This is a genomic window from Pantoea cypripedii (genome assembly GCF_002095535.1).
GTDB lineage: Bacteria > Pseudomonadota > Gammaproteobacteria > Enterobacterales > Enterobacteriaceae > Pantoea > Pantoea cypripedii.
Genome location: NZ_MLJI01000001.1, coordinates 1,734,075 through 1,760,616, shown reverse-complemented (window position 1 = coordinate 1,760,616; position 26,542 = coordinate 1,734,075). Strand labels below are relative to the sequence as shown.

The following is a 26,542-nucleotide window of genomic DNA, read 5'->3' as shown; positions in this document are numbered from 1 at the left end:
TGCTCCTCACTCCGCCATGCGGGTTTTCAGGTAATTGGCCAGATGCCAGACGGTGGTTTCGAGATGGCTTAACCGCCCCGGCCGGGCCAGACGCGAACGGCTGCCGCGCTGCTGCTCGGCATTGATCCACTGATCTTCATCGATAATGGTCAGGCTGCCCTGCTTCATACTCGCGGCGGTCTGGGCAAAGTCATTACGCGCAGCGGATTCAGGCGATACCAGCACCACGCGATGCCATTGGGTGGCATGGGGGGAGATGGGCAAAATGGCGCTGATGGAGATACGATCCGGGTTGAGTGAAATCAGGCAGTTGGGATAGAGCAGCACCAGCTCGCTGTAACGCATCTGCTCCTCGTTCAGGCCGCTAAAGGGTTGCAGTCCTTCGGTCAGAATCTCGCTCAGCTCACCGTTTTTGCGCAGTGGCTGATGGCAGATGGTCCAGCCCGGGCCATCATCAATGATGGAGCTGAGACGACCGGGGAAGCTGTCCTCCAGCGTGGTGCGGTGCACCGCCGCGTGGTGGTAGCACTCCATAAAGGTCTCGATGGCCATCTTCCAGTTGTAGGGGCAGTCGTAATCCAGCGTGTAGGCGGTAACCAGATCGGCAAAGTGGTAACGCTCAAAGCGTTCAGCCATCGGGGCCAGCCGTTCGGCCATCGACGGCGCATCAGCATTGAAGGTGACGAAAATCATGCCGAATACCACTTCATGGCGAATCTTCGGCAGGCTGCACTGCTGCCGGTCAAAATCCTGCGCCTGATTCATGGATGGCGCACCGCTCAGCTTGCCGTGGGTGTTATAAGTCCAGTTGTGGAACGGACAGATAAACGATCGGCTGTTACCGCTGCCCTGTGCAATCGGTGCCCAGCGATGCAGACAGACATTGGAGAACACCGCAATGCCCTCATCGTTGCGCACAATCAGCAGCGGCTCACCCACCACATCCAGGGTGAAAAAGTCATTCAGATTGGCAACCTGCGAGACATGGCCGACAAAAAGCCAGTCCTGGCGGAATACCTTATCTTCTTCGAGGCGGAAAAAGCTGTCGCTGTTATAGGCCTCAGGCGGCAGCGTCTCTGCGCGGCTGGCATCATGTCGCTGCTGTTCCAGCATGCGTTGCAGGATGCTGTCACCGTCGTCAAACACCACATCAATTTTCTCGCGATACATTTCACTCTCCTCTGGCGGTGCGAAGGGTCAATGGACCAAGTTCTTTTTCCAGCAGCGGCAATACGCGTTCGCCAAACAGCGTCAGTGAACGGCGCGCATCGGCAATCGGCATATCGCCAAACTGGAAGAAACAGTTGTAATGGCTGGGACGGATGGCACGGATCTCCGCCAGCATGCGCTCGGCGACGGTTTCCGCATCGCCAATCATCAGGTTATTGCTTACCGTCTCCAGTGACGGCTCATCCGGCAACGGCGGCGCATGGATAAACGCCTGCTCGCTGACGCTGGTGTTCTCGCGCAGGGCGGCGATCATGCGTGCCACAAACAACGCGCGCTCGGCCGCGGCGTGCGCCTGCTGACGATTTTCCGTGACGTGGATGTACTGCTGCACCGCCACTGGCATGTCGGCATTCAGACCTGCCTGCTGCCAGCCAAGGCGTGCATCCGCCACCATCTGTTGCAACTTGTGGCTGCCGCGATAACCTGCGGTAAAAAACGGCGTCGCCTGCCAGCGCTGGAACTGCGCAATCAGCTGCGGATTGGACGAGGTGAGATAGAGCGGTGGCAGCGGCTTTTGCAGGGTGTCGAGCAGGAAATCAGTGCGCAGCGGCTGGCCGAAACGGTCCGGCGACTGGGTATGTCCCTGAGTCAGGGCATCACTGATAAACTGCCAGTGCGCCAGCAGTTGCTGACCCCGGGTTTCCACATCCAGGCCATAACGATCAAACTCCCACGCCTGGTAACCACTGCCGATGCCCAGCACCAGCCGTCCTTCCGTCAGGCGATCCACCAGCGAAATCTCCTGCGCGATACGCATCGGCTGATACAATGGCAGCACCACAACGGCGGTGCCGAGACGGATACGTCGGGCATAGCCCGCCATATGCGCCACCAGCATCAGCGGCGAGACGCTGAGCGAGTAGTTGGTGAAGTGGTGCTCAGCAAACCAGGCGGTATCGAAGCCGATCTCTTCCGCCAGCAGCACCATGCTGCGCATATCCTCAATCACCCCCTGCACACCGCGCGGGTTGTCCTTGTAGGACATCAGATTAAACAGACCGAGTTGCATAATTAACCCCGTGTCCAGCGATAGTGATGTTCAACACGCGCCTGCACCAGACTGAGCACGGTGGTGGCGGCCAGATACCAGATACAGGCGACGATCAGCAACGGAATGTTTTCGTAGGTGCGTGAGTAGATCGCCTGCGCCGAGTAGAGCAAATCCGACAGAGAAATCACGCTCACCAGCGAGGTGGTTTTCAGCATGCCAATCACCTGGTTGCCAGTCGGCGGGATGATAAAAGGGATGGCCTGCGGCAGAATCACCCGCTTCAGATACTGGCCGCGCGTCATACCCAGCGCCCGAGCCGCTTCCTGCTGCCCCTCATCCACCGACGAGATGCCCGCCCGGATAATCTCCGCCATATAAGCCGATTCATTCAGGCCAAGACCGAGGATCGCGGCCGCCAGCGGAGTGATCAGATCGTTGGTGCTGCCGCTCCACAAGGTAAACAGGCCGGGAATACCGAGACTGACCTGCGGATAGAGCGCCGCGAGGTTGTACCAGAAAATCAGCTGCACCAGCACCGGTGTGCCCCGGAAGAACCAGATCCAGCCGCGGCTGAAACCGACCACCAGCGGGTTACTGGAGAGGCGCATCACCGCCAGCACCACGCTGAGCACGATCGCCAGCAGCATAATCACCAGTGTCAGCCAGAAGGTGGTCCACAGACCGAGCAGGATAGTGGGTGAAAACAGGTATTTGCCCACCGTACCCCAGGCGAAATTCGGGTTGGTGATCATCGAATGCGCCACCAGCGCCAGCAGTACGGCCAGCACCAGTGCAGAGATCCAGCGGCCTGGATAGCGCTGCGCCACCACGTGCCGGGTATGATCCGCTGTGGCGTTCAGCGGGGAGGTCAATGTTTTATCCGTCATCAGCGTTCTCTTCATCGTTTCAACCGGACAAATTTAATTAACTGATTAATTAAGATCTACAGTTTGCGTCGGCATCTGTCAATCACTCTGCGCTCACGGCGTGCACACGGGCGAGGAAATCCCGGGTGCGCGGATGGCGTGGTGCGGCGAAAAAGTGTCTGGATTCAGAAACTTCAATAATCGCGCCGTTATCCATAAAAGCGACACGATTCGCCACATCACGGGCAAAGCCCATCTCGTGGGTGACGATCACCATGGTCATACCGTCGCGTGCCAGATCGCGCATTACCGCCAGCACCTCTCCCACCAGCTCTGGATCGAGCGCACTGGTCGGTTCATCAAACAGCATCAGCGAGGGTTTCATCGCCATGGCACGGGCGATGGCCACCCGTTGCTGTTGGCCGCCAGAAAGCGCCGCCGGGCGTGAATGATAACGATGGCTGAGGCCAACACGATCCAGCAGCGCTTTGGCCTCTGTCATCGCCTGTGCGCGTGGCACTTTTTTCACCGTCATCGGCGCTTCCATCACGTTTTCCAGCGCCGTCATATGGCCGAACAGATTGAAACGCTGAAACACCATGCCGATATTGACGCGGTTGCGCGCCACGTCGGCCTCCTTCAGCTCGTAAAGCTTGTCCCCTTGCAGGCGATAGCCCACCATGCCGCCATTGACCCACAGCTCACCGCCATCGATCTTCTCCAGATGATTGATACAGCGCAGAAAGGTGGATTTGCCGGAACCGGACGGACCAATCAGGCACACCACTTCCCCCTGTTCAACGCTGAGATCCACGCCTTTGAGGATCTCCACGCCGTGAAACGATTTGGTGACCTGTCGGGCATCCACCATTAACGTTTTGCTCATCTCGCCTCCTGTTCGGTCATGTACCAGGTATTCAGGCCACCGCTGTCGAGGATCAGCATCTGACCGGTAAAAGACGCCGCCGCATCCGAGGCGAGGAAAGCGACACTGCGCGCCACCTCATCCCCGCTCACCGGCCGTTGCAGCGGTAGCCGCGCTACCTCCCGTGCCAGCTCCGGCTCGTCAGTGGCCCAGTGGCTGTCTGGATCGCGGATCGGCCCCGGACTGATGCCGCAGACGCGAATGCCCCGCGACGCCCATTCGATTGACATCTGCGCCGTGAGATTGACCACCCCGGCTTTCGACGGACCAAAGGCCCCGGCATTGGGATAACAGCGATGGGCCGAAGCCCCCGCAATGTTGATGATGACGCCACCCGGTGCCATCAGCCGTACCGTTTCCACACTGATCACAAAGGTGCCGGTCAGCTGAGTGTGCAGCACCTGCTGCCATTGTTCGTCGCTCAGTTCCAGCAACGGTGCCGCCGCCGTGGCACCGGCGTTATTCACCAGTAAGCAAGGCGTGCCGAGAGTACGCACCACCTGTGCCAGCACCTGCTGCACCGCATGGCGGTCGGTGATATCGACCTGCCAGAACGCCGCGTCTGCGCCCTGTTGTTGCAATTGCGCAACGGCCCGTTGTGCCGCCTCGCGATCGCTGCGGACCAGTAGCGCGATGGCATAACCCTGCTGCGCCAGCTCGCGGGCGATGCGCAGGCCGACACCACGCGAACCGCCGGTGATCAGCGCGGTTTTTACGCTGTGCATAATGTTGGCTCCTGAGTTAAGGCCTGATGGCGCGCCAATAGCGATGTACCGCAGATGTAGCCCCAGGTCAGATTGGGGCCGAGCGTGGTCCCGGCCCCCACCGCTTTGCTGCCAATCGGATTCGCCATCGCCGCACCGGCGCAATACAACCCGGCTAGCGGCTGACCATCCCGATGCAACACGTTGCCAGAGGCATCGGTACGCGGCCCGCCTTTGGTGGCAAGGAAGGTGCGGTTAAAGGGAATGGCAATAAAAGGCGCATGGCAGATCGGTGCCAGACCGCCCTGCAAGCGCCGGTCGGCTTTGCCGTGTGCGGCGCTGAGATGGCGCGAGAAATCCACATCCTGCCCCTGTGCACAGCCCTGATTAAACCGCGCCACGCTGGCTTGCAGCGATCCTTCCGGTAACACCAGCTGCTGCTCCAGCTGTGCCAGGGTTGCGGCCTGGCGGATCCAGCCGGGTGAGCGCCAGCGGTAGTAACGCAGCAGCGGTGCACGCCGCAGCAGACGCGCATCACTGATCAGCCACACCGGCAGATGCCGGGGTTGCCCCTGATCATCACGCGCATCCAGCTCGGCCCCCAGATTGAAGACAAATTCATTGGTGAAGCGCTGACCATGACGATTCACCAGAATGGCGTTGGGTTCGTAATGAAAGAAAATCGATAAACCGCTCCACGGCTGGTTATGTGTCGCCGGGATACCGCCACTGATGGTGGCCTGATCCATATGCGCCAGCTGCGCGCCTGCCGCCTCTGCCATGCGTTGTCCATCACCGCTGTTGTCCCGTGGGCTGGCGATAAAATCATACGGCCCTGGAAAATGCTGGCTGCGGCGTTGTTGATCCCATTCAAAACCCCCACTGGCGATCACCACGCCGCAGCGTGCCGTCACCTCCATCACCCTCCCCTGATGCAGATAACGCACCCCGCTAACCTGATGGCTGCCGCGCATCAGCAATCGCTCCGCCGCCGCTTCAGTGAGCAACTCACACCCCACCGCCTGGCAGGCATCGAGCAAACCGGCCACCAGCGCTGCGCCTTTAGTCAGCTCTCCGCGCCACTGGCGACGCAGTAACTGCGGCAGATAACGCAGATACGTGCGCACGGGTTGGTGCCAGAGATCGCTGCCCAGCAGTTCGTGATAGGTAAACAGACGCGGCAACGGCGTGGGCCGTAAGCGCCACCGCCACCGGGGTTGTAACGGCAGCGGTGCCAGCATCCGGCCCTGCTGTTTTGCCCCCGCCAGCGGCCACAAAGGATCGCTTTCCCTGGTGAGGGCAAAACGCAGTGCGCTGTGTTGTTCAATAAATGCCAGCATTGACGCGGCCTGCTGCGTCATGGCCTGCCACAGTGCATCTTCGGTACTTTGCCAGCCATCAGGGGCGGCAGCGCGCAGATAGTCGAGTGCCTGCTGCGCTGAATCTGCCAGTCCGGCGGCGCGCGCATGGTGATTAGCGGGCACCCAGGTAGCACCACCGGACATCGCCGTGGTGCCACCCAGCCAGGCACTTTTTTCCAGCACCAGCACTGATAAGCCACCGACCGCGGCGCGCAGTGCTGCACACAACGCCGCGCCGCCGGAGCCGATAATCAGCACATCATACTGGCGTTGTTGCGCACTCATAATGGCTGCGTGCTGGTGAGGTTGATGCCGGGTTTATCCAGCTTCATCGCCTCCAGATCCCACTTCTCCATGATCTTGTCGTAGGTGCCGGTTTCATGCAGCACGTTGAGCGCCTTCAGCAGTACATCCTCCAGCTGAGTGTTCTCTTTTGCCACCACGATGCCGAGGTAGTATTTCGGCATCAGCGGCATCTGCACGGTGCGGATCGGATGTGGCGCTTTTTTCTTAATATCATCCACCGAGGCCGCATCATTGAGGACGAAATCCACGCGCCCCGAGTAGAGACCCAGCAGCACCGCGTCCGCAGAAGGCAATGTCACCTGCTGGATCGCCGGTTTACCGTTTTTGCTACAGTTCGGGCTGTAGATCTCGCTGATGGCTTTTTCGAAGTCAGTGCCGGTCTGCACGCCCACTTTCAGGCCACACAGGGTCAGCGGATCGTTGGTGATAGATTTCTCACTGGCGAGGGTGTACACCTCGCTGGTAGCGTAGGCATAGTTAACAAACGAAACCTGCTTTTCACGTTCGTCACTGTCAGAGATGCACTCCATCGCCACATCGTAGCGACCACTTTTAACCCCAGGGATCAGCCCGGCGAAATCAATCGACACCGGTTTGACTTTAACCCCCAGCACCTGGCCGAGGGCATCCCACAGATCCGGCTCGAAACCGACCATGGTTTTATTATCTTCGGCGAAGGATTCACACGGCGGGTAATGGGCATCGGTGACCAGGTTGAGGGTTTTACTGCTGCGGATTTTTTCCGGCAGCTGGGCATGCAGGTCAGCATGCATTTTCAGCGGTGCGTCAGCCGCCTGAACAGCAGATTGCGTGAGGGCAGAAACCAACAGCGATGCAGCAACAACCAGACTTTTCATTCTCATGCTTTTAACTCCAGTAGAAAGGCAACATGCCTGAAGACCCTGATGAATTAAAAAAACAAAAAACGAAGATGGTGCACAGGAAGAATTGCAAGCGTTATGCCAGTTTTTAAATAACTGATTAATTAATCATGGATGCACAGAGCGCAAGGGATAGCGCGCCAGGCGTCATCTGGTGCGGCCTGACGCGTTGAACAGAGAATCACCAACGGAGTGCAGAAAGTGAGCTAATGGTGCAGAGATTAACCAGCCTGGATTATTTCGACGACAAACATCCCGGCAATGCCGGATAGCGTGTGCAGTCAGCAGTCACCGCCTGCTCGCTGTGCGGCGTGCCTGCGGGCGCCCAGCGATAATCCACCATATAGGCACGATACACGGTGTTCGACACATAATGGTCGCGCGGCATCGCTTTGCCATAAAACGGGCTGACATACTCCCAGACGATCTGCCCCTGTGGCGTCACCTGAAACAGCCGTCCGCTCTGCCCTTCATTGATCAGCGTGTTGCCATTCGGCAGACGCTGGGCATTGCTGATGTAAGCGCTATAAAAGGTCGAGATCGCCTGGCCCGATTTCTCGCCGGTATATTCCCAGACAATTTGCCGGGTCTGCGGATTCACCTCAATCACGCGTGATGCAGAGAAAAAGCCCTGCCGGGTGGGTGGAAAACCCGCATTGCCCTGATTGTCGAAAATCAGTAGATTACCGGCACCGGGCAGGCCCGGCCCAATCATATGTACATCGTGTTCGCCAATCATCTGATCGAGCGGGCGCGGCAGAGGGGTATCCAGTTTCAGGGCCGGATAATCTGGCCCGATACGCCACACCACTTTGCCGCTGTGACGATCGATAATCACCGCGACATTGCCGTTGCGGGAGTTAAATAGAATGTTGTCCGGGGCAAACCGTTGATCCCCCCGATCGAACCAGTGATTGGGACCAAGAGGTGCTGCGGTATTCATATGCAGGAAATCGGCATCGTTGCTGTCGCGGATCATTGCCAGCTGCGCCGCAGAAAAACCCAGCTCATCCAGATGATCGGCCACCGACCAGCTCCACACTTTTTTACCCTGCGGCGAGACCTCTTCAATGCTGTTATCAATCACCCGGTAGTGATAACCCGGCAGCTGCCGCAGCGTGGCCCCCAGCACCAGGGTATTACCATTCGGCAGCCGCTGGATTTCATGATGCTGATGCACCGGCTGCTGCTGGCTACCGTAGTGCCACTGCACCTTGCCGTTCCAGTCCACTTCCGCCACGCTGGCATTCACCAGTCCGTTACCAGGATTGGCCTCAGCCGCCAGTTTTTGCTGCCGTTCCAGCTGCACCAGCAGATGGCCGGGTTGACCACCAGCCCGATCCCGCGGAACCGGCCAGCTGGGAAAACCTTCGTAGTGCCAGCGCTGCACCTCTTTACCGGTCATATCGATCAGATGGGTTTGGTTATCACTGCCGGGAAACAAAACAAAACCGTTCCAGGCGCGGGAGGGGTCGTACCAGGTCACGCCAGTGGGTATGGCGCTGGGAATGGCAGAAGCGGTAAAACTGGCTGCCAGTAGCAGGCCGCCAGACAACCTTGCCGCATATCGCATGGTTCACCATCCTGTGTCTGAGAAATGAAAAAGCCCTTAAAGGGTAGAAGCGAATGGTGACAGGAATAGTCCGAATGGGGCATGGCAGGAAAAAAGCAGCGGGCGGACCCGCTGCCTGAAGCATCAGAAGAAGCCGAGCGGCTGGGTGCTGTAGCTCACCAACAGGTTTTTGGTTTGCTGATAATGATCGAGCATCATTTTATGGGTTTCGCGGCCAATGCCGGATTTTTTGTAGCCACCGAACGCCGCATGGGCCGGATAGAGATGGTAGCAGTTGGTCCACACACGCCCGGCTTTAATCGCGCGTCCCATACGGTAAGCCCGGTTGATATCGCGCGTCCAGACGCCGGCACCGAGCCCATACATCGAATCATTGGCGAGGGCGATGGCTTCCGCTTCATCTTTAAACGTCAGCACCCCGACCACTGGCCCAAAGATTTCCTCCTGGAACACGCGCATGCTGTTGCTGCCTTTCAGCAGCGTCGGCTGGATGTAGTAGCCGCTGGCAAACTCTTCACCCACGCTTTCAATACCGCCGCCGTGCAGCACCTGCGCCCCTTCCTGCTGGGCAATTTCCAGATAAGAGAGGATTTTATCAAACTGTTGCTGTGACGCCTGGGCACCGATCATCGTTTCGGTATCCAGCGGGTTGCCCCGTTTAATGGTTTTGATGCGTTTCATCACCGCCGCCATAAAGGGTTCGAAGATCGATTCCTGTACCAGCGCACGTGACGGGCAGGTGCAAACTTCGCCCTGATTCAGGAAGCCCAGCACCACCCCTTCTGCCGCTTTCTCAATAAAGCTTTCCTCCGCCTGCATAATGTCTTCAAAGAAGATATTGGGGGATTTACCGCCCAGCTCGACCGTGGACGGAATCAGGCTTTTCGCCGCCAGTTCGAGGATGTGGCCGCCGGTGGCGGTCGATCCGGTAAAGGCAATTTTGGCGATGCCGGGATGTGAGGCCAGCGCTTCACCGGCTTCTTTACCGTAACCATGGACCACGTTGATCACGCCGGGTGGCACCAGGTCTTTAATCAGCTCCATAAACAGGGTGATGGACAGCGGCGTCTGTTCCGCCGGTTTCAGCACCACGCAGTTACCGGCTCCCAGCGCCGGGGCCAGTTTCCACGCCGCCATCAGCAACGGGAAATTCCACGGGATAATCTGCCCCACCACGCCCAGCGGTTCATGGAAGTGGTAAGACGCGGTGAATTCATCAATTTCCGCCGCCGTCCCTTCCTGGGCGCGCACGCAACCGGCGAAATAGCGGAAGTGGTCCACCGCCAGCGGCATATCGGCGGCGAGGGTTTCACGCACCGGTTTGCCATTATCCCAGGTTTCATTGACGGCCAGATATTCGAGGTTTTCCTCCAGACGGTCGGCGATTTTCAGCAGCACCAGCGAACGAGCCTGCGGCGAGGTTTTTCCCCAGGCATCCGCCGCCTTGTGTGCGGCAGCGATAGCGTTATCGACATCATCGCGGTCAGAACGCGGGAACTCACCAATCGGCGAGGCATTGATCGGCGAGGTGTTAACGAAGTAGTTACCGTTCACCGGTGGCACGAACTCACCGTTGATAAAGTTGCCATAACGCTGTTGTAGTGTAATCAGAGAACCTTGTTCTCCAGGAGCGGCGTAACGCATGGTTTTCTCCTTGCGGGACAGAAGTGATATGCAACAACTTTGAAACCTGTTATTAACATTGATCGATCAAAGCCAGGCTGTCAGATCTGCCGATGGGAAACTGTGACCGCGCCGAAGGAAAAAACGGTGTGAGGTTATCTGGTTGAGTGATACGGATAATTCTGAGTTTTGCCTGCCACGCAGCAAAAAGCGAAACATGGCCCTTAAATAGGGTCAATATGAAACAGGACACTAACCAGGAGAAAGAGATGTTGGCTTCAGCCCTGACGTTAATGCGCGCCAAAGCAAACTTTGTTCATCAGTTCATTCGTAACCCCCGCAAGATGGGAAGCATTACCCCCTCCTCCGCCACGCTGTGCCGCACCATGACGGATGCCGTGAACTGGGATCACAGCCTGCGTATTGCCGAGCTGGGGGCGGGAAATGGCGTACTGACGCGGCAGATTCTGGAACGCATGTCACCGCAGGCACAACTGGATGTATTTGAGATCAGCCCGGAGCTGGTGAAGACGCTGCGTACCCTCCCGGATGACCGTATGCAGGTCCGCGCCTGTTCAGCGGAGTATTTATCCGGGGAATATGATGCGATATTTTCTGGCCTGCCATTGCTGTCGCTGCCGCCGACCACGCGCGAAGCGATTTTGCGTGCCGTCCATGATGCGCTGGGTCCACATGGCGTGTTTGTGCAGTTTCAGTACACCTCGCTCACGCAGCCCAGCCTGTCACGTTATTTCACCTGGCAGCGCCAGCGGGTGCTGAAAAATGTGCCACCCGCCTGGGTCTATCGCTGCACCCGTCATTACGCGCCCTGAGCCTGCACGCGCGGCTGAGGTCGCGTTTGCTGCCAGAAGCTGCGCAACAGTTCTCGCGCCCAATCTTCGCCCGCCAGTTCACTGCCATCGTCAGGCTCACCCGCAGGCAGACAGGCTAACATGATGTTGCGGCTGAATTCCGGGTGGAATTGCACCGATAACGCCTGCGCGGAATAACGCAAAATCTGGCACCCATCCTGTTCAGAGGACGCCAGTACCTGCGCCTGTGCCGGAGGGGTGATCACTGACTGGCGATGCGACAACCAGGCCTCGAAATCCTCCGGCAGCGCACCCAGCCACGGGTCATTTTCTGCCTGCGGGTGACGCGTCAGCGCCTTGAGTCCCCGCTCCCAGCCATTGGGGTTATCGGCCACTTTGCCTCCCAGCGCATAGGCCATCAGCTGATGCCCGTAGCAGACGCCGAGCAGCGGCAACTCCGCTTCCAGCGCCGCGCGAATCCAGGCGGCGGTGCGTTCACTCCATTCGGCATGATCGGTGACCATCGCCCAGGAACCGCTGAGGATCGCCCCGCTGATGCTGTCAAACGCAGGTAGCGCATCGCCAAGGTGCGGACGCACAATCACGTAATCAGCAGGCTGTAATGCCAGCGCATCAATAAACCAGGCGGGTTGTTCACCAATTTGCGCCACAACGGCCGGTGGCGGGACTTCAAGCTGAATTAAGGCAAGGGGTAACGCGCGGGTCTGTGTCATTCCGAAGACTGTCCTCTGCAAGGTCATATTTCGGAAAACCAGTCTGACAGTAATTACCTGCAATGTCTTATATTTTTCACAGTTAAGCATTGAGAGAAATTATTTTTACCCGTTCCGCACTAAATACATCGCTTCATGCCATGATTAGCCGGTGAGAACAAAATTTGTGTGAAGGATGACATTGTGGCGGTGCGGCATTTTTTTGTGGTTCTGATGGTGGTCTCCATCTGGGCCTTCAATAACATAGCGATAAAGTGGGGATTGCTGGAGCTTCCGCCGCTGTTCCTGACCTGGATGCGCTTTGTGGTGGTGGCGATTGTGCTGATCCCCTTCTGCCGCATCACCCGTGAACAATTGCCCTGGCTGCTGGCACTGGCCTTCACCTTTGGTTTTTTGCACTTCTCGCTGTTGTTTGTCGGCATGCGTTATACCGACGCCGGGACCGGTGCGATTGTGGTGCAACTCGGCACCCCGATCGCCATGCTGCTGGCAATGGTGATACTGAAAGAGAAGCTACGCCTGGTGCAGCTGATTGGCATCGCGATATCCCTGAGTGGCGTGGTGGTGCTGTCCGGTAGCCCGACCATTCCCGCCTGGTGGGTACTCTGCATCCTGCTGTGCAGCGCCACCGGCTGGGCAGTGAGCAATATGATCGTGAAAAAATCCCCGCCGATTAAGCCGCTGACGCTAACCGGATGGATTTCGTTCCTGGCGGTGCCGATTGTCGGTGTGGCGTCCTGGCTCACTGAATCACAACAATTTTATTCTCTGAGCCATGCTGGCTGGCGTGGCTGGTTTGGCATTCTCTACAGCGCCCTTGCTTCGTCCATCGTCGCCTATAGCCTGTGGTACGCGCTGCTGAAAAAGTACAACGTTAATCTGATCATGCCCTATTCGCTGCTGACCCCGGTGCTGGCGGTGCTGATGGGGATTGCCATCCTGGGCGATAGCCTGAACAGTTTTAAGATCCTTGGGGCTTCACTGGTGGTGCTGGGTACGGCGATTGCGGTGATTAATCTGCGTAATCTGCGTATGCACGCACGCTTCCCCCGCTTACGCCGCCGTTGACCGGCTTGAGGATCGCGATTTATCCGGAGGCTCCGCATGGATTATTCACTCGCTGCCGCACTCTGGCAGCAGATGTGGCAGGGATTACGCGGCGCAGACGACACTGCGCCCCCACTGGCCTTTTCCCAACCCGATACCTTTCGTTCCTGCTACGCCGTCAGTGAACTGGCGGCCACCAGCATCGGTCTCGCCACCCAGGCGCTGAGCGATTTACTGGGCCGTCCGGCACCGGTAAGCGTTAATGTGCGGCTGGCCTCGCGCTGGTTTCAGCATAGCTTTATCCCCCTGAATCGCCCGTCTGCGGCGCTGTGGGACCCGTTTGCCGGTGACTACGCGACTGGCGACGGCTGGATTCGCCTGCACACCAACGCAGCGCATCATCGTCAGGCGATGGAAAGCGTGCTTGGCGTTCATGCGGATCGCGCCGCGCTGGCGGCAGAAGTGATGCAGTGGTCGGCCGGGACACTGGAACAGGCAATAGTGGATGCGGGTGGCTGCGCCGCCGAAATGCGCAGCGTGCAGCAATGGCAGCAACATCCACAGGGGATTGCCGTCAGCCAGGAGCCGTTGTTCGCCCAGCAGGCCATAGCAGGCGGGACGATCCCCGACTGGCCGCTCAGCGCGGCGCGGCCATTGTACGGCATCCGCGTGCTGGATTTGACGCGCATCATTGCTGGTCCGGTCGCCACACGTTTTCTCGCCAGTCTCGGTGCGCGGGTGTTGCGTATCGATCCCCCCGGCTGGCAGGAACCGACGCTGGAAGAGGAGATCACCAGCGGCAAACGCTGCGCGCGGCTAGACCTGAAAAGCCGTGACGGGCTGGCACAGCTACGTAGCTTACTGATGCAGGCTGATGTGCTGGTGCATGGCTATCGCGCCGATGCGCTGGAAAAACTGGGGCTGGATGCTGCCACACGCCAGCAACTGTCACCGGGGCTGGTGGATGTCAGCCTGAATGCCTGGGGATGGAGTGGTCCGTGGCGCAACCGACGCGGTTTTGACAGCCTGGTGCAGATGGCGAGCGGCATTGCACATCAGGGGATGCAGTGGAGCGGAAGCGCAACACCGACGCCCTTACCGGTGCAGGCGCTGGATCACGCCACCGGTTATATGCTGGCAGCGGCGGTGCTGGAAGGATTACGCCATCGGCGCAACCACGGCACCGGCTGGCAGGCGCGTTTGTCGCTGGCACGTACCGCTCTGCTGTTGCAGCAGCACGGTTTTGCGCCAGGCAATGAACAGACCGGCATCGCCTCGCAAGCGGACGATGCCCTGCCCGCACTGGAAATTACCCACTGGGGCATTGGTGCAAGGCTGCGTGCCGCGTCCTATTTGCCCGGCACACCCCAGCTGTGGGCGACACCGGGTGTACCTCTCGGCAGCAGCGCTCCCCGCTGGTAAGTTACTCCGCGTCGTCTTCGCTTTCCGCCAGTTCGTCGCGCATCGCCTGAATCGCTTCGCGGCTCAGCATCGCCAGCGTGCGGTAGAACGCGGTGCTGGCATGGGCTTCCACTTTGCCCAGGAACGCACCGCACCACGGCAGCAGGTAATCATCAAACAGCGCCAGTTGTGCGGCAGACTCATCTTCCGCCGACTGGTCTTCCAGCCAGGAAGCCGCCAGCAGCAACTGACCGAAATGATCCGCAGGGGCTTCACCCAGCGGCATGCCACGCGAGCTAAGAAACGCGCGCACCTCAGCTTCGGTTGGCCCGTTCGGCCACTGCGAAGCGTAAGGCGGCACGCTGCAATCACTGCCCACGAACAAGGCGTTGTAATCCGCCGCCAGCGCCTGCGGGTCGCTGTTCTGTTGCAGCCGGGTCAGCAGCTCATCCTGCTCCAGCGGCCACTGCGCCTGTAATTTGCCTTCACGTAACAAGGTGAACAGCGGCATCAGCAGCGGATCCTGCGGCTGACGATTGAACAGCGAGCCGATGACGCGGCAAAGAATGGAAAACTCATTCATACAACAGGATTCCTTGAGGAAAAAGTAGTTGGAATAAACCGAATAAAATACGTTAAAGCATAGTTTAATCAAATCACTACCTGATTTCCTCCAAAGATATTCGTCCCATGCCATAGGTCTGAGTTTAGCCAATGTATGGCTTAAACGCGCTTTCCTGGCATCACAAAAACACATAAGATTTTAATTAGAAAATTAGATATTATTCATTGTATTGATTAGATTACGGCCCTATTATCTCATCATCCCAGGCGGGATATGTTCTTAACATTGGGGGCATAATGGTTGAAGTGATTTGGTCGAAGCATGCATTGAAGCAACTAGCCAAAATCGATAGCCGTTACCATAAAGCCATAAGAGAAAAGACGAATCAGTTAGTCTTCTTCCCTGCTGTATCTCTGGATATTAAGAAGTTGCAGGATCGCGAACTTCAGTACCGATTGCGCGTTGGGGATTACAGAATAATCTTTGAACTAATTGATGGTGAACCGGTAGTGATAACGATTCAGGAAGTTAAACGCAGAACCACCAGAACTTACTGATACAAGGCGGGGCAACCCGCCGCCTTGCTCCATGATATTTACTACGACTCCTGGCAACCCGGAAAAACTATGTCAAAACAGTACATTTATGATGAAACAGGTAAGCCACAGTTTGTTGTACTTCCTGTTTCAGAATACGAAAAATTACTCTCAGATGCTGAAGGCGAGTGGGAGCCGATTCCCATCGTCGCTGGCGAACATGACGATGAAACCATACCCAATGATGTTGTTAATATCATGATGGATCAGGATATCAGCTTACAGGCAGCATGGCGTGTTCGCATTGGCCTGTCGCAATATGACGTAGCTGAAAAACTCGGCATGACGCAAAGTGCAATTTCCCAGCTAGAGCGTAAAGACAGCAAACCGCAGAAAAAAACCAGAGAGCGCCTGGCAAAGCTCTATGGTTGTCGCCCAGAACAGCTCATTCTCTAATGTCATAAGGCCACCTTTGGGGGTGGCCGCATGCAAACAGTGCCATCATTCACTCAAGCCTAAAAATCCGCCAGTTCGGCAATATGCTTGCCGGTACGCTGCTCAAGAAAATCGAGCAGGCGGCGCGGCGTGACATTTAACACGCGATCTTCGGGAAAATCCACTTCCCGCGTAATGCGCAAACAATGCTCGAAATTACCAAGAGTAAAGGCGGTATGGGAATCTGAACCAAACGCCAGACGGCCTCCGGCATCACGCACCGCTTCAGCGATAGCGCGACAGTTGGGCTCACTGCCTGGGCGTGAATGGGTGAACGACGAGTTGTTGATCTCCAGCGCCACATCATAATGCGCCGCCGCTTCGGCAATGGCGCGGATATCGACCGGGAATTTCGGGTTACCCGGATGGCTGATGATATGCACCAGGCCGCCAGCCATCGCCGCGATCATCGCTTCGGTATGGTGAGCTTTATCGCGCGGGGCATACACCGGCTCATGGAAACCAGCGACGATCAAATCCAGCGCGTCCAGCATTGGGCCGCTACAGTCGATCTCGCCCTGCTGATTTTTGATATTGGCTTCAATGCCACGCAGCACACCAACACCATCAATCACGCGCGGCCAGATGCGCATGTTAACGAAGTGCCAGTAATGCGGCGCATCGGCCATATCCGGACCGTGATCGGTAATCGCGAACAGCTTCAGACCGTTTTGTTTCGCCTGCACGACATAGTCATGCAGCGTGCTGTAGGCATGGGTACTGGCAACGGTATGCATATGTAAATCGACGGGATACATCGGGTTCTCCTGACAGGCCGTCTGCAACAGGCAAACGGCAAAGTGAATTAATAACCGCGCTGACGATCAACCAGACCGGGAGCCGGTAGCCCTTGCTCCAGCTTAAGTATGGCATCTGCAATATAATCCATCGTCTCTTGCGGCAACGTCATTGCGGCATTATGTGGCGTAATTGTGACATGCGGATGTGACCACAGCGGATGGTCTGCCGGTAACGGCTCAGTCTGGAACACATCCAGCGTCGCGGCCGCCAGCTGCCCGCTGTTGAGTGCCGCCAGCAAATCGTCCTCCACCACATGCGCACCGCGCGCGATATTAAGGAAAAACGCGCCCTGCGGCAGACAGGCAAACAATTTTTTATCGATCAGATGGGTGGTTTGCGGTGTGGCTGGCAACAGGTCAATCAATACCTGGGTGCCATCAAGGAAGGCCGCCAGTTGGTCAGCGCCATAAAAGGTTTCAATACCCGCGAGGGATTTCGGTGAACGGCTCCAGCAACGCACCGGGAAACCCCACTGGACCAGGCTCTGCGCTACACTGCTGCCCAGTACGCCCGCGCCGAGGATGCCAATGGTGAAATTTTCCCGCGTGTAACCATCAAGCTGCTGCCACTGCGCCTGCTGTTGCAGGCGTTGATAGTCAGCGAAGCGACGAAACCAGCCCAGCACACACCAGGTAGCATATTCCTGCATCTGTTGTGCCATCCCGGTATCTTCCAGCCGGAATAACGGGACATTATCCCCCAGCATGTGCGGGTGAAGCTGAACCTGATTGAGGATTTCGTCTACGCCCGCGCCCATGCCGAATACCCCTTTCAATGCACGCCCACTCAGCATTTCCACTGGCGGCGAACGTACCACCGCGTAATCCGCCGGAGCGTTATCCCCTGGCTGCCAGTAACGCACCTGCGCCTGCGGTAATCGCTGTTGTAACCCACTGAGCCAGCTCTCCGGGTCTATCGACGGGTGATACCAGATGATCTCCATACTGCTCTCCATTTTTTTCTTTCAGACTCAGGGAAATAGCGCCGCAGGGCAAGTAAAAACCGTAGCGTTAAGGCAATTTCTGCCGTGATTAATTCAGGGTGCTTCACATTTCCGATGCTGCGGGCGGCTATCGCCCCCGATAGCGACTAAAGTTGTTTGGGTGGTCAATGCGTTAGCGCACCACTTTTTCGGACAAGGAGAAAAACCGATGATAAAAAATGTCGTATTCACGCCGGGGCATCTTCGCCTGTTGCTCAGTACCGCCCTGCTGATGGGGTCTGTCGTTGCCGGGGCCGCAGATAACAACCGTATGCTCAGTAGCCAGCCACAACCACCGGACGTGCGTCTCGGGCCACTCTTCAATGCCGTTCAGCAGGCTAAATTTTATCCGGACCAGAAAACCTTTGCCGATGCGGTCCCGAAATATAATCCCTCTTCGATTCTTGCCGACTGGCAGATGCAAAAGAACCAGCGCAACTTCGATTTAAAACATTTCGTTGATGCCAACTTCACCCTGCCAGCCACGCAGGATAAATATGTGCCGCCAGCCGGGCAGAGCCTGCGTGCGCATATTGATGGCCTGTGGCCGGTCCTGACGCGTTCTACCCCCAACACCGGGCAGTACGACTCGCTACTGCCGCTGCCGAAACCTTATGTGGTGCCCGGCGGTCGCTTCCGTGAGGTTTATTACTGGGACAGCTACTTCACCATGCTCGGTCTGGCGGAGAGCGGCCACTGGGATCGGGTGCAGGATATGGTGGATAACTTTGCTTCTGAGCTTGATCGCTACGGCCATATCCCTAACGGCAACCGCAGCTACTATCTGAGCCGCTCACAACCGCCGTTTTTTAGCCTGATGATTGATTTGCTGGCAACCCATGACGGTGATGGCGTTTACACGAAGTACCTGCCGCAGTTGCAGAAGGAATATGACTACTGGATGGCAGGCAGTGACAAGATCGCCGCAGGCCAGGCCAGCCAGAGGGTGGTCAAACTGAGTGATGGTACCCTGCTTAACCGCTACTGGGACGATCGCGATGTGCCACGCACCGAATCCTGGATGGATGATGTCAACACCGCGCAGAAGGCCCCGCAACGCGATAAAAAGCAGGTCTATCGCGATCTGCGTGCAGGTGCAGCCTCCGGCTGGGACTTTAGTTCCCGCTGGTTTACCGATGCGCATAATCTGGCCTCGATCCGCACCACGCAACTGGTGCCTGTTGACCTGAACAGCCTGCTGTTTCACCTCGAACAAACCTTAGCCAAAGCGGCGAAGCTGGCGAAAAACAACGATCAGGCACAGCAATTTGCCGCACAGGCGGAAAAACGCCAGGCGGCGATCAATCGCTATCTGTGGAATGAGCAGCAGGGTTGGTACGCCGATTACAACTGGCAGAAAAAGCAGGTACAACCGCAGCTAACCGCCGCCACCCTGTTCCCGCTTTATATGCAGCTCGCCAGTGATAAACAGGCGGATCGCACTGCCACTGCGGTGGAGAAACAGCTGCTGAAACCCGGTGGACTGGTGACCACCACGGTGAATAACGGCCAGCAATGGGATGCACCGAATGGCTGGGCTCCCCTGCAATGGGTGGCAGTGACCGGACTGGAGCATTATAAGCAACCGCAACTGGCACAGCAGATTGGTCAGCGCTTCCTGCAAAACGTCCAGATGACTTACGACAAACAGCACAAGCTGGTGGAAAAATATGTGGTGGAAGGCGCACAGCTCGGCGGTGGCGGCGGCGGTGAATACCCCCTGCAAGACGGCTTCGGCTGGACCAACGGCGTGACGCTAATGCTGCTCGACAAATATTGTCCGAAAGATAAAACCTGTAATAGCGCACGGGATATCCCCAATATGCCGACGCTGACTGCCACACATTAATCGCCATGCCCTGTACCGGCGCGATAAATCGCGCCGGTACAATCCCTTCAGCTGTTAATTTTCCTCACAGCGACATGATGATTTTTTTACATCTTGAAATGACCTTATCTAAAAGATAATAATTCTCACTCTAATTTCTATTTCTATTAACACTTTTTGGCAACCACCTGCCCTTTTCTGTCCGAGGAATCATCATGACCCGCCTGTTTACCCTCAATCGTTGCCGTGTGTTGTGCACGCTGGCACTGGCGTTACCCGGCCTCAGCGTTGCTGAAGACTCATTGGTCGTCACCGCTCAACCGCAGGAAAGCGCCACCTCGCCGACCCAGGGCTACCTTGTCACCCGCAGCAGCGGCGCGAGTAAAACTGACCAGCCGCTTATCACCACGCCGCAGTCGATTTCGGTAGTCACACGGCAGCAGATGGATGATCAGGGGGCAACCGATCTTAATCAGGCTTTGAATTACACCCCCGGCGTGTTTACCAACTTTGGTGGTGCCGCGACCCGTTATGACACCATCTCGCTGCGCGGCTTCCACGGTGGCGATGTGGATAACACCTTCCTCGACGGCCTGCGCGTAATGAGCGATGGCGGCAGCTTCAATATTTTGCAGGTGGACCCGTGGTTTCTTGATCGTATCGATGTGATCAAAGGCCCCTCCTCGGCGTTATATGGTCAGACGGTGCCGGGTGGCCTGGTGAATATGGTGAGTAAACGCCCGCAGTTCTCTGAAGAGGGGCACTTCCGGCTGTCAACCGGCACCCATGCCACCAACAGCGCTGCCTTTGATTACACCAACGCGATAAACGATCAATGGGCATTTCGTCTCACCGGCATCACCCGCAACAGCGACACGCAATACGATCATACCCGTGAAGAGAAGTACGCCATTTCGCCCCAGCTGATGTGGCAACCGGACGAAGATACCAGCCTGATTCTGCGTGCTTACCTGCAAAAAGATCCTTCCGGTGGCTATCACGGTTCGGTGCCTGCCGAAGGTACGTTGTACAGCCATAATGGCCGCAAGCTGAGCGACAGTTTCTATGAAGGGGATAGCGCCCTCGATCAATTCAAACGTCATGAGCAGATCTATAGCTATGATTTCTCCCATCGTTTCAATGAAGTGTGGTCGGTGCATACCACCGGCAGCTACAGCCACTCCAATGTTGATCTGGACCAGGTCTACCAGATTGGCTGGGATGCCACCAACCCGGACCTGCTGACCCGTTATTATTCCGGTGAACGCTCCTCGCTGTCGGCCTGGGCGACGGATAACCAGTTGCAGGCGGATTTCAGCACCGGCGCATTGCAGCATCGTGTCACCCTCGGCGCTGAGTATCATCGTTATAAGAACGATATTTTGAGTGCCAGCGGCTATGCCAGCTCACTCAATCCGTGGACCGGCGAAGCGGTGGGTACCATGCCGGATTACGACTGGGCCGCAGAGACGCGCCGTTACTATCAGACCGGTCTCTATTTACAGGATGAGTTACAGCTGGATCGCTGGCATATGGATCTTTCCGGCCGTTATGATCGTATCGTCTCCGAAAATGGCACCAGCCGCCGCCAGGACGACCATATCAGTGGCCGCGCGGCCCTGTTATATGCCTTCGATAATGGTATCTCCCCTTATGTCAGCTGGAGCCAGGCGATCACCCCAGCCTCGCTGACCGATCCCAATGGCAACCAGTTGAAACCGACCACCTCCGAGCAATATGAGGCCGGGGTGAAATACCAGCCGGTGGGCACGCGGGATATGTACTCGATCGCGGTGTACGACCTGACGCAGAACGATGTCGCCAACCGTGACGTGATATCCGGCACCTATACACCTTCCGGCAAGGTCCATTCACAGGGGATCGAACTGGAGGCACGTAATCAGCTGACCCCACGCTTCAGCACCATTGCCGGATATACTCTGAACCATCTGCGCTTTAAGGACTCGGTGGATGGCAACGATGGCCATACGCCTTACGTCACCCCTAACAGCATGGCATCCTTCTGGGGGCATTATCAGTTTGATTACGGCCTGAGCGCCGGGGCGGGCGTGCGTTACATCGGTAAGCAATGGGCAGATAACGAAAACACCACACGTCTGCCGTCGGTGACGCTGTTTGATGCTTCAGTGCGTGCTGATTTGAGCGCGTGGCATTCAGGTCTGAAAGGGGCGTGGTTGCAGGTGACGGCCAATAACCTGACTGACCGTAAATACCTCGCAGCCTGTTATGGTACCGGTTATTGCTACCGTGGTGCGGAACGTACCGTGACGGCAACCATTGGTTATGATTTTTAAATCTTAAACAAAGCCTATCCCGTAGCGGCGCGATTTATCGCGCGTCTTCTAAAACCCGCGCGATAAATCGCGCCGCTACGGATTTCAGAAATAACTAACTGCGAACTTTACGGTAAATCCACAGCACCACGATGGCACCAATCACCGCCACCACGAAGCTGCCGAAGTTAAATCCATCCACCTTACCAAAGCCAAACAGGGTACTGATCCAGCCGCCGACAACCGCACCCACCACGCCGAGAACCACGGTCATGATAAATCCGCCGCCGTCCTTACCTGGCATAATCCATTTAGCAATAATCCCGGCAACCAAGCCAAAAATAATCCATGAAATGATACCCATTTGATGCTCCTTACTTTATTAATCAAGGTGTTCACAGCGCTAAGTATAGTCGGGGATTTTTGATCTGCTGCACAAACGCAACGGGAAAAAATAGTTAGCAGGCTAAAGCTTCTTTATTCTGTACCGATAACAGTCGCAAAGCCGCACATGCGTGATGGTAACGATCGGAAAGTGGAGCAGGACGTGAAAGAAGCCGACAAAGAACAATATCTAAAACGAGGCACATTGGCGGTTCTGAATGTGATGAAAGACCTGTTACGTTATCAGACCCCGTTGATGGTGAGCGTCTCCCACAGTCAGTTTATCAGCCGGATGCTGGCAACGGACGAAGATCAGGTGATCTTCGATCTCGGCAGCAATGCGCAGGATAACGCCCTGGCGTTAAGTAGCGGCGAAGTCAACATCGCGGCGGAAACCCAGGGGGCGAAAGTGGAGTTCAGCCTGAGCGGTTTGCAGCAAGTGACTTATGAAGGGCTGCCTGCCTTTAGCGCCCCTTTGCCCGAACTGGTGTGGCAAATTCAGCGGCGTGAATTTTTCCGCGTGAGTGCGCCGATGGAACCGGTGTTCTGGTGCCACAGTGAATGGCCGGACGGCAACAAAGTGCGTTTTCGCTTGCAGGATCTGTCGCTGGGCGGCATTGGGGTGCTGGTGGATGAAAAACTGCCCGAAGGCCTGAGTCAGGGCGACTCGTTTAAACATCTGCGCGTTGAACTGGGGGAATATGGTCATTTTGAGGTGACAGCGCAGCTGCTGCATATCGGCGAACGCAGCACCGTCACCAGCAAAAATGAAACCCGTACTACCCCACGGCTGAGTTTCCGCTTTACCGCGATCGAACCAGTGCAGGAACGCCAGTTGCAGCAGGTGATCTTTGCGCTGGAACGCCTGGCGCGCGACAAGGCGAATCGATTCCAGTAACCATCACGGCGCGGCCTGGTCGCGCCGCACTGTTCGAGACTAATGGGGCTGATAACGGCAGCGTGACACTGCGTCGAGCCAGCCTTTATAGTTTTCCTGTATCTGTTGCGCCCGCTCCTCCTGCGGATAGATCACGCTGCCACCCTGCAATGCCGCCATTTCACTGCCCTGCTGCCACCAGCCCAGCGTACGTCCGGCCAGCAATGCCGCGCCCAGCGCCGAGACTTCCGGCGTCGGCGCCCGGTGCAACGGACGCTGCAACACATCGGCCTGCAACTGCATCAGCCAGCTGTTTTCCGTGGCGCTGCCATCCACGCACAGCGTCGCTAACTGCACGCCACTCGCCTGTTCCATGGCGAAAAACACATCGGCGATCTGAAAGGTGATCGATTCCAGTGCCACTCGCGCCAGCACCGCAGGTGTTGCCGCATCGGTTAAGCCGCATAACATGCCGCGGGCTTTCAGATCCCACCAGGGCGCGCCCAGTCCGGACAGCGCCGGAACAAAATAGACACCCTGGTTATCTGGCGTGCTTTGCGCCATGCGCGTCAGTTCCCGTGGATCACTGACGCCGATCATGCGTCCGAGCCAGGCGGCGCCAGAACCGGTGTGGGTGATATTGCCCTCAAAGGCAAAACGTAGGGTGCCGTCATGCCAGGCCACCGTGGTGCTGAGGCCGTTGTCCGTCAGCAACGGCGTTGCCATCGACATCATCAGGGACGATCCGGTGCCGTACGTGGCTTTCACCACCTCTTCGCTGCCGTTGCGCTGCGCCTGTAACGCCGCATGGGAATCACCGATACGCGCCAGCAGCGGCGTACCGGGCGCTAAACCGGGAATATCTCCAATGGTCACCACTCCCTGCGCACTGGCAGAAGGGACAATTTGTGGCAGGGCGGCGCGCGGAATATGAAACAACGCCAGCAGCTCATCATCCCAGTCTCCCGCATGCAGGCTATACAACTGGGTGCGGGCCGCATTGGCATGGTCGGTCACAAAACACTCGCCGCCGGTGAGTTGCCAGCTTAACCAGCTATCAACGGTGCCGATGCACAGCTCTCCTGCCTGCGCGCGCACCAGACCGTCCGGCAGCGTCGCCAGCATGCCGGTCAGTTTGGCGGCGGGAAACATCGGGTCAACCGCCAGCCCGGTCAGGCCGGTGATGCGTGCCGCTTTGCCCGCCTGGCGCAAATCACGGCAGAACGATTCGGAACGGCGGTCCTGCCAGCTCACCAGCGGGGTGAGCGGCTGCCCGTCACGCCGCTGCCAGATCAGCACCGACTCACGTTGATTGCTGATCGCCACAGCGGCGACCGGCGCACCGCCACATTGTGCCAGGCAATCCGTCACCGCCTGTTTTACCGCCTGCCAGATCGCCAGCGGGTCCTGCTCCGCCAGCCCCGGCTGTGGATGGGCCAGCGTCAGCGGCTGGCTGCCACGCGCTACCACCGTGCCGCTGCGGTCCACGGCAATCGCCTTGGCGTTGGTGGTGCCCTCATCAATCGCCAGTATTAACGGCCCTGCCATGTTCACGCTCCTGCGCAAATGCGCACTGCATTGTTCACTACGCCAGCAGCATCAATGCTATGCCGGGCACGGGTAGAGGCGCGATCTCCGGCGATGGCGTATTGCCCATCCGGGATCCCCAGCCGTAACAGCGGGATGCCACAGCCCCCTTCGGCCAGCACCTCCGCCACCAGGCTGCCTACGCCGCCGTTAACGTTATGTTCTTCCACGGTGATCACCGCTGGATAGTGATTTAACAGGTCGCGCAGCTGTTGGGTATCACAAGGGCGAATCGATGGAATGGCGATCACACCTGGATCGATCCCCTGTGCCTGCAACTGCTCTGCCGCCGTGACAATTTCGTGTACCGTCGATCCCATCGCCACCAGCGCAATGTCACGCCCGGTGCGCAATACATCGATCTGACCCGGACGGAACTGGTAGTTTTCATCATGCAGCTGCGGCAGGTCTTTGCCATCAAGACGGATATACACCGGCCCGACATGTTCCAGCGCATAATCAATGATCTGACGACACTCCAGCGGGCAGGAAGGGGCATAGATTTCGATGTTGCCAAAACCACGCATCACGGCGATGTCATCAATGCTGTGGTGGGTACTGGCCAGCGGGCCGTAACTGGCCCCGGCATTCAGACCAAACAGTTTGACGTTGGTGTTGTTGTAGCAAACATCGACCTTCACCTGTTCATTGGCGCGTGAAATCAGAAAAGGCGCAGCGTTACAGGTCGCCGCCACTTTGCCGCCGATCGCCAGCCCGGCAGCGGTGCCCACCAGAGTTTGTTCGGCGATACCCACATTCACCAGGCGATCCGGGAATGCCTTGATAAAGGGGGAAATTTTGGCAGTGGATGTCGAATCCGCCACTACCGGCACCAGATCGATGCCACGATTGACCGCGTCAATAAACGCGTTGACCATCACGTTGGCCAGGTGTTGTGCATTACTCATCTTTCAGCTCCTCCAGTGCCTGTGCGACCTCTTCTCCCTTCGGTACCCGGTGATGCCACTCGGCCTTGCTTTGAATAAACGAAACACCAAAGCCTTTTTCGGTATCAGCCACCACCACCTGGGGTTTGCCATTGCGCGGCAGGTTTTCCAGCGTCTCCACCACCGCCGCCATATCGTTACCGTTGCATTCGGTGACTTCTAAGCCGAATGCACGCCATTTTTCCGGCAGGGGATCGGTGTTCATGATGTCGCGCGTGTGTCCTGCCAGCTGTAACTTGTTCTTATCGTTGATAATCACCAGGTTATCGAGGCCATAATGTGCCGCCACCAGCGCCGCTTCCCAGTTACTGCCCTCCGCCAGTTCACCGTCGCCAGTCACCACATAAATCATGCGATTGCTGCCATCCTTTTTCGCTGCCAGCGCGATACCCACCGCCACCGGCAAGCCGTGGCCGAGTGCGCCGGTATTCAGCTCGACACCCGGCGTTTTTTGCCGCACCGGGTGGCCCGGCAGATGCGAGTCAGCATGCTGATAGGTTGGCAACCAGTCGGTGGGGAAATAGCCCGCTTCCGCCAGCACGCAGTAATAACCGCCCACGGCATGGCCTTTGGACTGGATATAGATGTCACGCTGCGGATCGTTAGTCCGATCGGGCGCGCAATTGAGAATGCGGAAATAGAGGGCTGTGAGGATTTCCACCTGCGATAAATCAGCACCGGTGTGCCCACCCGCCGGGCTGCCCGCATTGAGCTGGATGATACGGCGACGCACCGCCCGCGCTTTGGCGGTCAGATCGGCCACAGAGTATTTGAAAGGATTCATGGTTACCT

25 protein-coding genes are annotated in these 26,542 nt (G+C 57.3%); 8 read left to right on the top strand and 17 right to left on the bottom strand.

The annotated features are described in order from the left end of the window. Nucleotides 1-6 precede the first annotated feature (6 nt). From HA50_RS08235 to exaC, 9 genes are all read right to left on the bottom strand, one after another. Nucleotides 7-1,170, bottom strand: a complete 1,164-nt coding sequence (locus HA50_RS08235) for an aromatic ring-hydroxylating oxygenase subunit alpha (protein ID WP_084873973.1) — start codon at nt 1,168-1,170, stop codon at nt 7-9. Between the two features lies 1 nt (nt 1,171). Beyond that, nucleotides 1,172-2,239, bottom strand: a complete 1,068-nt coding sequence (locus HA50_RS08230) for an LLM class flavin-dependent oxidoreductase (protein ID WP_084873972.1) — start codon at nt 2,237-2,239, stop codon at nt 1,172-1,174. A 2-nt stretch (nt 2,240-2,241) separates the two neighbouring features. Continuing rightward, entirely contained in the window at nt 2,242-3,123 is an 882-nt protein-coding gene (locus HA50_RS08225; protein WP_244193566.1) for an amino acid ABC transporter permease, read from the bottom strand. A 67-nt stretch (nt 3,124-3,190) separates the two neighbouring features. Next, nucleotides 3,191-3,973, bottom strand: coding sequence for an amino acid ABC transporter ATP-binding protein (locus HA50_RS08220; RefSeq protein WP_084873970.1), 783 nt, complete (start codon nt 3,971-3,973; stop codon nt 3,191-3,193). Continuing rightward, nucleotides 3,970-4,737: an SDR family NAD(P)-dependent oxidoreductase gene (locus tag HA50_RS08215; protein ID WP_084873969.1), complete on the bottom strand. Its 768-nt coding sequence runs from the start codon at nt 4,735-4,737 to the stop codon at nt 3,970-3,972. Before HA50_RS08215 ends, HA50_RS08220 begins: the two co-directional genes overlap by 4 nt. Further along, nucleotides 4,725-6,362, bottom strand: coding sequence for an FAD-dependent oxidoreductase (locus tag HA50_RS08210; RefSeq protein WP_084873968.1), 1,638 nt, complete (start codon nt 6,360-6,362; stop codon nt 4,725-4,727). Before HA50_RS08210 ends, HA50_RS08215 begins: the two co-directional genes overlap by 13 nt. Beyond that, entirely contained in the window at nt 6,359-7,246 is an 888-nt protein-coding gene (locus tag HA50_RS08205) for an ABC transporter substrate-binding protein (RefSeq protein ID WP_084873967.1), read from the bottom strand. The genes HA50_RS08210 and HA50_RS08205 overlap by 4 nt, the downstream gene beginning before the upstream one ends. Nucleotides 7,247-7,499: 253 nt before the next feature. Then, nucleotides 7,500-8,837: an aryl-sulfate sulfotransferase gene (locus HA50_RS08200; RefSeq protein ID WP_084873966.1), complete on the bottom strand. Its 1,338-nt coding sequence runs from the start codon at nt 8,835-8,837 to the stop codon at nt 7,500-7,502. A 123-nt stretch (nt 8,838-8,960) separates the two neighbouring features. After that, the gene (gene exaC, locus HA50_RS08195; RefSeq protein WP_084873965.1) at nt 8,961-10,481 is read right to left on the bottom strand and encodes an acetaldehyde dehydrogenase ExaC; all 1,521 of its coding nucleotides are present in this window, start codon (nt 10,479-10,481) and stop codon (nt 8,961-8,963) included. Between the two features lie 248 nt (nt 10,482-10,729). On the opposite strand from exaC, the gene HA50_RS08190 reads away from it, so the two are divergent. After that, entirely contained in the window at nt 10,730-11,293 is a 564-nt protein-coding gene (locus HA50_RS08190) for a class I SAM-dependent methyltransferase (protein WP_084873964.1), read from the top strand. On the opposite strand, the gene HA50_RS08185 is transcribed toward HA50_RS08190, so the two are convergent. Next, a complete protein-coding gene (locus HA50_RS08185) occupies nt 11,281-12,006 on the bottom strand; it encodes a glutamine amidotransferase (RefSeq protein ID WP_084873963.1) in 726 nt (241 codons plus the stop codon). The two genes, HA50_RS08190 and HA50_RS08185, sit on opposite strands and share 13 nt — an antisense overlap. 183 nt (nt 12,007-12,189) lie before the next feature. Here HA50_RS08185 and HA50_RS08180 point away from each other — a divergent pair, with 183 nt between their 5' ends. Continuing rightward, nucleotides 12,190-13,074, top strand: coding sequence for a DMT family transporter (locus HA50_RS08180; protein WP_084873962.1), 885 nt, complete (start codon nt 12,190-12,192; stop codon nt 13,072-13,074). 36 nt (nt 13,075-13,110) lie between these two features. Beyond that, nucleotides 13,111-14,475: a CoA transferase gene (locus HA50_RS08175; protein ID WP_084873961.1), complete on the top strand. Its 1,365-nt coding sequence runs from the start codon at nt 13,111-13,113 to the stop codon at nt 14,473-14,475. A 1-nt stretch (nt 14,476) separates the two neighbouring features. Here HA50_RS08175 and HA50_RS08170 read toward each other — a convergent pair whose 3' ends face one another. Next, entirely contained in the window at nt 14,477-15,037 is a 561-nt protein-coding gene (locus tag HA50_RS08170; RefSeq protein ID WP_084873960.1) for a TorD/DmsD family molecular chaperone, read from the bottom strand. Nucleotides 15,038-15,315: 278 nt separating this feature from the next. Here HA50_RS08170 and HA50_RS08165 point away from each other — a divergent pair, with 278 nt between their 5' ends. Then, nucleotides 15,316-15,576 (top strand): type II toxin-antitoxin system RelE family toxin, encoded by a 261-nt coding sequence (locus HA50_RS08165; RefSeq protein ID WP_084873959.1) that lies wholly within the window; start codon nt 15,316-15,318, stop codon nt 15,574-15,576. Nucleotides 15,577-15,645: 69 nt separating this feature from the next. Further along, nucleotides 15,646-16,011 (top strand): helix-turn-helix domain-containing protein, encoded by a 366-nt coding sequence (locus tag HA50_RS08160; RefSeq protein WP_084873958.1) that lies wholly within the window; start codon nt 15,646-15,648, stop codon nt 16,009-16,011. A gap of 59 nt (nt 16,012-16,070) precedes the next feature. On the opposite strand, the gene HA50_RS08155 is transcribed toward HA50_RS08160, so the two are convergent. Beyond that, on the bottom strand, nt 16,071-16,808 hold the full coding sequence (locus tag HA50_RS08155) for a phosphatase (protein ID WP_084873957.1): 738 nt from the start codon (nt 16,806-16,808) through the stop codon (nt 16,071-16,073). Nucleotides 16,809-16,855: 47 nt separating this feature from the next. Then, nucleotides 16,856-17,794, bottom strand: coding sequence for a glyoxylate/hydroxypyruvate reductase GhrA (ghrA, locus tag HA50_RS08150; protein ID WP_084873956.1), 939 nt, complete (start codon nt 17,792-17,794; stop codon nt 16,856-16,858). A 208-nt stretch (nt 17,795-18,002) separates the two neighbouring features. Between ghrA and treA the strand changes: the two genes are divergently transcribed. Together treA and HA50_RS08140 are read left to right on the top strand one after the other, a co-directional pair. Next, the gene (gene treA / locus HA50_RS08145) at nt 18,003-19,682 is read left to right on the top strand and encodes an alpha,alpha-trehalase TreA (protein ID WP_084873955.1); all 1,680 of its coding nucleotides are present in this window, start codon (nt 18,003-18,005) and stop codon (nt 19,680-19,682) included. Nucleotides 19,683-19,876: 194 nt separating this feature from the next. Further along, entirely contained in the window at nt 19,877-21,976 is a 2,100-nt protein-coding gene (locus tag HA50_RS08140; protein ID WP_084873954.1) for a TonB-dependent siderophore receptor, read from the top strand. 94 nt (nt 21,977-22,070) lie between these two features. Here the strand turns inward: HA50_RS08140 and HA50_RS08135 are convergent, their stop codons facing one another. Next, nucleotides 22,071-22,319, bottom strand: a complete 249-nt coding sequence (locus tag HA50_RS08135; RefSeq protein WP_084873953.1) for a GlsB/YeaQ/YmgE family stress response membrane protein — start codon at nt 22,317-22,319, stop codon at nt 22,071-22,073. A gap of 183 nt (nt 22,320-22,502) precedes the next feature. Between HA50_RS08135 and HA50_RS08130 the strand changes: the two genes are divergently transcribed. Then, complete coding sequence (locus HA50_RS08130; RefSeq protein WP_084878421.1) at nt 22,503-23,237, top strand: flagellar brake protein; 735 nt, start codon at nt 22,503-22,505, stop codon at nt 23,235-23,237. A gap of 39 nt (nt 23,238-23,276) precedes the next feature. Here HA50_RS08130 and HA50_RS08125 read toward each other — a convergent pair whose 3' ends face one another. From HA50_RS08125 to HA50_RS08115, 3 genes are read right to left on the bottom strand one after another with little or no spacing between them, the layout of a single operon-like run. Next, complete coding sequence (locus HA50_RS08125; RefSeq protein WP_084873952.1) at nt 23,277-24,764, bottom strand: FGGY family carbohydrate kinase; 1,488 nt, start codon at nt 24,762-24,764, stop codon at nt 23,277-23,279. A 2-nt stretch (nt 24,765-24,766) separates the two neighbouring features. Then, nucleotides 24,767-25,711: a transketolase family protein gene (locus HA50_RS08120; RefSeq protein WP_084873951.1), complete on the bottom strand. Its 945-nt coding sequence runs from the start codon at nt 25,709-25,711 to the stop codon at nt 24,767-24,769. Then, the gene (locus HA50_RS08115; RefSeq protein ID WP_084873950.1) at nt 25,704-26,534 is read right to left on the bottom strand and encodes a transketolase; all 831 of its coding nucleotides are present in this window, start codon (nt 26,532-26,534) and stop codon (nt 25,704-25,706) included. The genes HA50_RS08120 and HA50_RS08115 overlap by 8 nt, the downstream gene beginning before the upstream one ends. Nucleotides 26,535-26,542 lie beyond the last annotated feature (8 nt).

Coding starts and splice junctions, on each gene's coding strand:
- HA50_RS08235 (WP_084873973.1), bottom strand. CDS start 1,170: ATGTATCGCGAGAAAATTGATGTGGTGTTTGACGACGGTGACAGCATC.
- HA50_RS08230 (WP_084873972.1), bottom strand. CDS start 2,239: ATGCAACTCGGTCTGTTTAATCTGATGTCCTACAAGGACAACCCGCGC.
- HA50_RS08225 (WP_244193566.1), bottom strand. CDS start 3,123: ATGAAGAGAACGCTGATGACGGATAAAACATTGACCTCCCCGCTGAAC.
- HA50_RS08220 (WP_084873970.1), bottom strand. CDS start 3,973: ATGAGCAAAACGTTAATGGTGGATGCCCGACAGGTCACCAAATCGTTT.
- HA50_RS08215 (WP_084873969.1), bottom strand. CDS start 4,737: ATGCACAGCGTAAAAACCGCGCTGATCACCGGCGGTTCGCGTGGTGTC.
- HA50_RS08210 (WP_084873968.1), bottom strand. CDS start 6,362: ATGAGTGCGCAACAACGCCAGTATGATGTGCTGATTATCGGCTCCGGC.
- HA50_RS08205 (WP_084873967.1), bottom strand. CDS start 7,246: ATGAGAATGAAAAGTCTGGTTGTTGCTGCATCGCTGTTGGTTTCTGCC.
- HA50_RS08200 (WP_084873966.1), bottom strand. CDS start 8,837: ATGCGATATGCGGCAAGGTTGTCTGGCGGCCTGCTACTGGCAGCCAGT.
- exaC (WP_084873965.1), bottom strand. CDS start 10,481: ATGCGTTACGCCGCTCCTGGAGAACAAGGTTCTCTGATTACACTACAA.
- HA50_RS08190 (WP_084873964.1), top strand. CDS start 10,730: ATGTTGGCTTCAGCCCTGACGTTAATGCGCGCCAAAGCAAACTTTGTT.
- HA50_RS08185 (WP_084873963.1), bottom strand. CDS start 12,006: ATGACACAGACCCGCGCGTTACCCCTTGCCTTAATTCAGCTTGAAGTC.
- HA50_RS08175 (WP_084873961.1), top strand. CDS start 13,111: ATGGATTATTCACTCGCTGCCGCACTCTGGCAGCAGATGTGGCAGGGA.
- HA50_RS08170 (WP_084873960.1), bottom strand. CDS start 15,037: ATGAATGAGTTTTCCATTCTTTGCCGCGTCATCGGCTCGCTGTTCAAT.
- HA50_RS08165 (WP_084873959.1), top strand. CDS start 15,316: ATGGTTGAAGTGATTTGGTCGAAGCATGCATTGAAGCAACTAGCCAAA.
- HA50_RS08160 (WP_084873958.1), top strand. CDS start 15,646: ATGTCAAAACAGTACATTTATGATGAAACAGGTAAGCCACAGTTTGTT.
- HA50_RS08155 (WP_084873957.1), bottom strand. CDS start 16,808: ATGTATCCCGTCGATTTACATATGCATACCGTTGCCAGTACCCATGCC.
- ghrA (WP_084873956.1), bottom strand. CDS start 17,794: ATGGAGATCATCTGGTATCACCCGTCGATAGACCCGGAGAGCTGGCTC.
- treA (WP_084873955.1), top strand. CDS start 18,003: ATGATAAAAAATGTCGTATTCACGCCGGGGCATCTTCGCCTGTTGCTC.
- HA50_RS08140 (WP_084873954.1), top strand. CDS start 19,877: ATGACCCGCCTGTTTACCCTCAATCGTTGCCGTGTGTTGTGCACGCTG.
- HA50_RS08135 (WP_084873953.1), bottom strand. CDS start 22,319: ATGGGTATCATTTCATGGATTATTTTTGGCTTGGTTGCCGGGATTATT.
- HA50_RS08125 (WP_084873952.1), bottom strand. CDS start 24,764: ATGGCAGGGCCGTTAATACTGGCGATTGATGAGGGCACCACCAACGCC.
- HA50_RS08120 (WP_084873951.1), bottom strand. CDS start 25,711: ATGAGTAATGCACAACACCTGGCCAACGTGATGGTCAACGCGTTTATT.
- HA50_RS08115 (WP_084873950.1), bottom strand. CDS start 26,534: ATGAATCCTTTCAAATACTCTGTGGCCGATCTGACCGCCAAAGCGCGG.